Raw genomic sequence first — 5,187 nt, forward strand, 5'->3', positions numbered from 1 at the left:
GGCTCCCAGGTATTGCCGTCTCCGCTGTTAAAGAGTGTGCTCATGTAGCTGTGCGAGAGGTAGTAACGGGTGTAGTTGCCTTCTTCGTCTTGGGCGAGAAAGTCGTGTATCGTCTGGAACTCCTTGTACGAGAGCGTGTTTTGCGCCCGGTTCGGCTCCGTCGAAAAGAAGGGGCCGTCTTCAAGCAAAAGACCGCCCACCTGGCCTGGGGTGGCGGCCGCGATGGCGGCGGCAATGAGGGCGCCGGAGGAGTGGCCCGCGACAAGCGTCCGTGCTTGGATGACATCACCCATGAAGCCAATGAGGTCGTCGCGGATGGTGGTGATGTTGTAGGCACTGGGGTCCTTGGACGATCCGCCGTGGCCGTAGCAGTCCACGGCAAAGACGTGGTAGTGGCGCGACAGTTCGGGCAGGACCTTGGCATAGTCCTCCTTGGAGACCATCTGCCCGTGGATCAGAAGCAGCGGCTCACCGGCGTCCGGACCTTCCAGATAGGCGATTGTACGTCCGTCGAGGGTCTGGTAGGTCTTCTCGACAAAGCCAAGCTGAGCGCCGCATGACGCCATAAATCGGTCGTTGCCGTAGTCATAGCTGAGCGTGTGCCAGGCTAGGGCAGCTGCCGCGAGGCAGAGTACGGTGCCAACTATCAGGATGGCCCTGATGAAGGCCCTCATGGGCGCCTGGCTCTCTCATCCATGGCGCCGTAAACCCGCAGGAGCGCCTCTTCCATCTGCGCACCGCTCAAGAGCGCGATACCTCGTTTGACATCACCTAGCAAAAGTACCGTGTCTCCGCTGGCGATGTTGAACACATTGCGGGACTCCTTGGGAAGGACAATCTGTCCCTTGGTGCCCACCTTTGCTGTCCAGACGTACAGCCCTTGGTGCCCGCTATCCTCATCAGGGGAGAGCTGGTCATGCGTTGGAGTTGCGGCTAGTCCTGTCATGGATGTTCCTCCCTCATGCAGTAGGGTAAGTTTGTATGAAAAAACCTACTTTTCATACAAAGTATACGCAAATTGCCGCAGGACTGCAGCCTCGCACCCAGTGCATGCCGTATAATTGACGCAACGCGCAGAGAGGTGCGGAAATATGACTGATCTTGTGATCATAGGCGGAGGAATCTCTGGCCTCAGCGCTGGCATCCTCGCTCAAAAACAAGGCTATAAGACCCTCATCCTTGAAAAAAACCAGATGCTTGGCGGTGAGTGCACGGGTTGGAACCGCCAAGGTTATCATATCGATAACTGCATACATTGGCTTGTTGGGTGCAAGCAAGAAAACCCCCTGCACCAGCTTTGGAGCGAGCTGGGTGTGCTGACTGCTGATGTTGACCTTTACTACGAACCTGCCTTCTATACCTTGCAAACCGAAGGTAGAACCCTGACGTTTGGCAGGGACCTTGAAAGGAGTAGAGCCGAGCTTCTTTCCATCGCACCAGAAGACACACAGGAAATCAATGCCTTTTTTGATTCGGTGCGACAGCTTGAGTGCGTACAGCCACCCTGCGAAACATCTCCTGCCCATATGAATGTGTTCCAGTTTCTAAAAATGGCCATGGGCATGAGAGGGGCCTCAAGGGCTTACCAGACCTATGACGGCATGACGATTGCCGAGTTGGCAAATAGATTCAAAAATCCTTTGATCAAGTGTATGATGAGCGCTTTTTTCCCCACGGACTTCCTTGCGATTACTCTGCTTACTTCCTATGCCTTTTATACAAGCGATAGCGCCGGCATACCGCAGGGTGGTTCTGTTGGAATGGTCAGACGAATGTTGGAACGCTACCAAAGCCTGGGCGGTTTAGTTGAGTACGGCGTTGACGTAAGCGCTGCCAAAGTTGACGCGCAGCACCTATGCAGCGTGCAGCTGAAAGATGGTCGGGTGGTCACTGGCGAGGCTTTTATATGGGCAGCCGATCCGCATCAGCTGTTTTATGAGATTCTGTCCGAAAAATATCTGGATAAGAATTTAAAAACCATGTATGAACACCCCGAGGGGTATGTGGCAAACACGGGCTATCAGGCAGCCTTTGGCATCCTAGGAGAAGATGACCTGCACCTTCCCCAGGGATCGGTGATGTTTTCCTGCGAGCCCTACATGGTGGCTGGAGAGAGCAAAGACTTGTGTGGTATACGCCTGTACGATTACGACAAAACGCTGTTTCCTGCCAACAAGCGGGTCATTCAGTGTAACGTGCTCTTGAATAACGGTACGTTTGCCTACTGGAACTCCCTGTCGAAGGGAGCCTATGAGGAAGAAAAACGTGCTTTGGCTGAAAGCCTCAGACAGCGCATCGAAAGCTGCTTTCCTGTGCTAAAAGAAAGGCTTGTCTTACTGAACACTTATAGCCCGCTGACCTTTGCCCGCTGGTGTCATGCGTATCAGGGCGCCTATATGAGCTTCAATGCGCGCAAGGGATACAAGTCGCTGTATGTCAAGAGCACCGTATCAGGTCTAAGGAACCTGTTTCTTGCCAGTCAATGGATTCAGACTGGCGGCGGACTGCCCATTGCTGCCGCAAGCGGGAAATTTGCGGTACAGGAACTGATGAAGTGCTGCCCACCACCAAAGGCCTCAAAACGTGATCTATTACGAGCCTTTCTCTAAGGTGGCATCTGTTTTGGCGATGCAATGACGCAATAAAACCCGATATAGTCAATCTGTGTGCCGTTTGAGCAGGTCTTGTCAAATCGTACACGCCTGTCTTCGCATGACGGCAGACGACTAGACTGGGTATATCCAAGCACTTTGGAGGCCTCTTTGTATAAAAGTGAGGGAGCACCTATGGACGTCAACACGACACAGATAGCGCGTATTCAAGCTATGGAAGCTGCGCTCAATAGACTGATTGATAGCATTGATCAGATTGAACGCGCGCTTGACACCTATGAAATGATGTGGGCCGACTACTCTGCCCTTGATAGCTACTACTCTGGCAAGCTTTGGTGGGATGACCTTGCTGCTGATGAAGCAGGTGTGCTTCCTGTTGATCTTCCTCGCGGTGTCCTATCAGAAGATGGGGTATACGATGCCCTCGGATCAGCTGAAGCACTACGCGAGCGTATTCGCGAATTAGCTGAGCTAAGCGGTACAGCATCGCTCGACGAAAAACGCTAGGCAGCAATGCTTACTAGGTTGGAAACTGCATACAAATAGGTACGATAGTGGAGACATACAGGTTCCACAAAAGGACAGCTTATGAAAATCGTCGCTTTTGAAGTTCGAGCTGATGAGCAAGCTGAGTTTGCTCGGCAGGCACAGCTGCCTGATATTGAGCTTGAGTTGAGATCAGACGCTCTGACTGCAGATACGCTTGATGCTTGCAATGGCGCAGATGCCGTGCTCATTCTTGGACGCGTTCACTACGATGAACAGCTCTTAGCGGCTATAAAAGCACGTGGCGTAAACTGCTTGGTTACTCGTTCTATTGGTATGGATCATATCGACCTTGATGCTGCTCAACGTCTGGGAATTGCGGTGTCAAATATCAGCTATGCGCCTGATAGCGTGGCGGATTTCACCATCATGCTACTCCTCATCGCGCTGCGCAAATATAAGCCAGCGCTGTATCGCCAAAACGTCAATGACTATTCATTGGCAGGTCTCCAGGGACGTACCTTATCCTCGCTTACTGTGGGCATTATTGGCGCGGGACGTATTGGTCGTGCGGTGCTGCAGCGTCTTTCGGGATTTGGCTGCAAGCTCCTCGCATATGGTCCAGCAGGTGTTCGTGATGTTCCTGCTGGTGTGCAAGCAGTCAGCCTCGAAGATTTGCTTGCTCAAAGCGATGTCGTAAGTTTTCATGTGCCTTTGACGAGCGATACACAGGGCATGGTAGATGCAGACCTTATTGCTCGCATGCGCGATGGTGTCGTGCTGGTCAATACTGCCCGTGGCGAGCTCATGGATGTCCCCAGCTTGATTGAAGGCATTGAGACAGGCAAAATCGGCGCGTTGGCAATGGACGTCTTTACCAACGAAGGGTCAATTTATCATCATAGCCTGGTCAACGATATTGTTTCTAATAGGGATATGGCGTATCTGCGCCAATTTCCCAATACGGTACTTACGCAGCATATGGCGTTTTATACCGAACAAGCGGTGGGGGAGATGGTATCGCACGCAGTTGAGGCGGCACGTCGCCTGTGTGCTGAGTAGCAAAGGCGGTGGCGGGTTTAGTCGCTAGCTTCTGCTTGAACACAAGAGCTGCAAGCACGAGCGGAGGCTTTAGGATTCTGCTTGTGTTGTATTGCGTCGCATATTTATGCGAAAATATGCCCTCGTGTGGCACGAAGGAATACTAGTGAGGGGAACTAGATGTACAACGTATTCATGCTTGCTGCTGAGTCGGTGGTCTGTTTTTCACTTTTGGTAATAGTTGCAAAGTTTTTTGGCAAGCCTGGCCTTTATGTATGGATGGCAGTTGCGTCGATTTTGGCGGAGATCCAGGCCTGCGTTATGTGTGACTTTGTCGGAGTCGTCTCGACTCTAGGTAATGTTTGGTTTGCTTCAAATTTCTTGGCAACTGATATTTTGAATGAGGTATATGGACATGAGGCTGCCATAAAAGCAGTTAAACTGCAGGTGGCGGCTTTGCTTACCTATATTATTGGTGCGCAGATTACCCTGCTATATCTTCCCTCTTCTTTTGATATGGCAATGCCTGCACTGATGACAACTTTCTCGATGTCAATTCGTACAACGGGTGCAAGTGTTATTTGCTTGGTTGGTGCCAATTGGCTCTCTGTCCAGATTTATAGTTTTCTGCGCGATCGCATCGGACACCGCCTGTTGTGGCTGCGTGAAAATATTGCTGATACAAGTGCAAACGTAATTGAGAACTTTGCTTTTATGTTCCTTGCCTTTGGTGGCCTGTATAGTATGCCTGACCTGCTTGTTATGATTATCAGTGTCTCAGTTATTGAGACTATTATTAGCTTTATTGATACGCCCTTTTTGTATTTGGCTCGCCACGTAATGGGCAAAGGTGAGCCAGTTATTGCCTAGGACGTAAGTCTGCATAAACTGTATGTTTCAGCCGGGAAGCCCTGTGTTTCTCGGCTGATTTTTTACGCACGCCGAAAAAGCTGACATGCGCATCATTTGCTGTTCTGCTTTTGCTACGCTAGAGCAGAAGCAAAACCTCAACTTTTGATATGAGTTGCTGAAAGCGGAGATTTCCGTT

The 5,187-nt window shown here is 51.0% G+C and carries 6 protein-coding genes; 4 read left to right on the forward strand and 2 right to left on the reverse strand.

Features of this window, described 5'->3' with window-relative positions:
• Positions 1-674, reverse strand: a 674-nt coding sequence (locus Q0X25_RS06970) for an alpha/beta fold hydrolase (RefSeq protein ID WP_298580450.1), incomplete at its 3' end; no start/stop codon positions are given.
• Entirely contained in the window at positions 671-946 is a 276-nt protein-coding gene (locus tag Q0X25_RS06975) for an AbrB/MazE/SpoVT family DNA-binding domain-containing protein (RefSeq protein WP_298580453.1), read from the reverse strand. The genes Q0X25_RS06970 and Q0X25_RS06975, both read right to left, overlap by 4 nt.
• A gap of 145 nt (positions 947-1,091) precedes the next feature.
• On the opposite strand from Q0X25_RS06975, the gene Q0X25_RS06980 reads away from it, so the two are divergent.
• The 4 genes from Q0X25_RS06980 (at position 1,092) to Q0X25_RS06995 (ending at position 5,009) form a co-directional block, all read left to right on the forward strand.
• Positions 1,092-2,609 carry an NAD(P)/FAD-dependent oxidoreductase gene (locus Q0X25_RS06980; RefSeq protein ID WP_298580455.1) on the forward strand — a complete coding sequence of 506 codons (1,518 nt, stop codon included), beginning with the start codon at positions 1,092-1,094 and terminating at the stop codon, positions 2,607-2,609.
• A gap of 177 nt (positions 2,610-2,786) precedes the next feature.
• On the forward strand, positions 2,787-3,119 hold the full coding sequence (locus tag Q0X25_RS06985; RefSeq protein ID WP_298580458.1) for a DUF4298 domain-containing protein: 333 nt from the start codon (positions 2,787-2,789) through the stop codon (positions 3,117-3,119).
• Between the two features lie 81 nt (positions 3,120-3,200).
• Complete coding sequence (locus tag Q0X25_RS06990; protein ID WP_298580461.1) at positions 3,201-4,160, forward strand: NAD(P)-dependent oxidoreductase; 960 nt, start codon at positions 3,201-3,203, stop codon at positions 4,158-4,160.
• Positions 4,161-4,319: 159 nt separating this feature from the next.
• Positions 4,320-5,009: a queuosine precursor transporter gene (locus Q0X25_RS06995; protein WP_298580464.1), complete on the forward strand. Its 690-nt coding sequence runs from the start codon at positions 4,320-4,322 to the stop codon at positions 5,007-5,009.
• Positions 5,010-5,187: the final 178 nt, after the last annotated feature.

It is taken from the genome of uncultured Olegusella sp., from assembly GCF_947253395.1.
In the GTDB taxonomy this organism is placed as follows: Bacteria; Actinomycetota; Coriobacteriia; order Coriobacteriales; family Atopobiaceae; genus Olegusella.